The 1,440-nt window shown below is 40.0% G+C and carries 3 protein-coding genes and 1 pseudogene; all 4 read left to right on the forward strand.

The features are described from left to right. Nucleotides 1-171, forward strand: a pseudogene (locus EXE10_RS22190) (hypothetical protein); the annotation flags it as partial. Between the two features lie 135 nt (nucleotides 172-306). Further along, on the forward strand, nucleotides 307-585 hold the full coding sequence (locus tag EXE10_RS22035) for a hypothetical protein (RefSeq protein ID WP_228256879.1): 279 nt from the start codon (nucleotides 307-309) through the stop codon (nucleotides 583-585). 60 nt (nucleotides 586-645) lie between these two features. Further along, nucleotides 646-1,083, forward strand: coding sequence for a hypothetical protein (locus tag EXE10_RS20940; protein ID WP_130114592.1), 438 nt, complete (start codon nucleotides 646-648; stop codon nucleotides 1,081-1,083). Further along, nucleotides 1,083-1,433: a hypothetical protein gene (locus EXE10_RS20945; RefSeq protein ID WP_130114593.1), complete on the forward strand. Its 351-nt coding sequence runs from the start codon at nucleotides 1,083-1,085 to the stop codon at nucleotides 1,431-1,433. The genes EXE10_RS20940 and EXE10_RS20945 overlap by 1 nt, the downstream gene beginning before the upstream one ends. Nucleotides 1,434-1,440: the final 7 nt, after the last annotated feature.

The raw sequence follows: 1,440 nt of genomic DNA on the forward strand, positions 1-1,440 counted from the left end.
GACCGCAACACTGGCGACTGCAACACTGGCGACTGGAACACTGGCGACTGGAACACTGGCGACCGCAACACTGGCGACCGCAACACTGGCGACTGGAACACTGGCGACTGGAACACTGGCGACTGGAACACTGGCGACCGCAACACTGGCGACTGGAACACTGGCGACCGCAACACTGGCGACTGGAACACTGGCGACTGGAACACTGGCGACTGGAACACTGGCGACTGGAACACTACGAATTTCAGCAATGGATTCTTTAATACAGAAGAAGTTGAAATTATCAATGTTTTCGACAAGCCATGCATGAAATCGGTTTGGGATGAAGCAAGTAAGCCGCGTTGTTTATTTTTTAAATTAACAGACTGGATTGATGAATCTGAAATGTCAGATGTGGAAAAACAAGAAAATCCTAGTTTCTCATGCACTGGCGGTTATTTGAAAAAATATGACTACAAAGAAGCTTTTACAAAATCTGTAACAGAAGCTTCAAAAGAAGAACGTGATTTGATTCGAGCGTTGCCGAATTTTAACAATGAAAAATTCTTGGAAATTTCAGGTGTTGATCTAAGTCAACTTGATTAAAAAATAAAAAGCACACCGACCGTCAAATCATGTGTGCTTTTCTAATGAAACAGGTGAATTATGAATGCAAAATTTACTCCAAGCAATAGCTTCATCGTAACACTCAGTGTTTCAGCTATTGTTCTTGGTGCGATAACTGGTTTTCACAAATATGAACCTACAACTGGTTATACACCACCTACATACACCGCTAAACAAGCTCCCGATGTAGTTGCAGTACAAACTGCAGTTATAACGTCTAAATCAACTGGCAAAGCTACTGTAAAACTTGATGATTTTATACTTCAGGTTTCATTCGACTATGAAGCTCACCCAGACAACTACGGTGTACCAGGTTCAGATTTTACAGCTGTAGACATTACTCAACTTTCTGTCGATGACATCCACGACATAAACGGCAATGCTTACCGTGATTTCACTGACTTTAACGATATTGTTCAAATCAAAGAACTTGTTCGCGGTCATTTGGAACGCAATCAAATGGTGGAGGCTGTCTAATGTCGATACTTCATCCACGTGTTTATTTCAGTCAATTTGACTCAAATACGGAAAACGGTGCTCGTTATCGTGTAGGCATCGAAAAACCAGTTTTTTACATCTTAAAACCTAAGGCTAAAAAAGATTTTAGCTTAAAAGGTTTTCAACAAACTTATGATTTATATCGTGAATACCCAAATTCTCTTTATAAAATTCAAGATTCTAAAATTTCTGACTGGCTTAACAATACTTTAACCAAAGCTGTTACAGCCAAATCAAATTCAGATTATTACGAAATATTAAATAACGCTGGCCATTTTGCTTCTGCTGATTATAAGAAGTGGAAACGTGCTAGTCGTGGCTTAATGTAGGAGATGG

Origin of the sequence: Acinetobacter sp. WCHAc060033 (assembly GCF_004209125.1) — a bacterium.
Classification (GTDB): domain Bacteria; phylum Pseudomonadota; class Gammaproteobacteria; order Pseudomonadales; family Moraxellaceae; genus Acinetobacter; species Acinetobacter wuhouensis.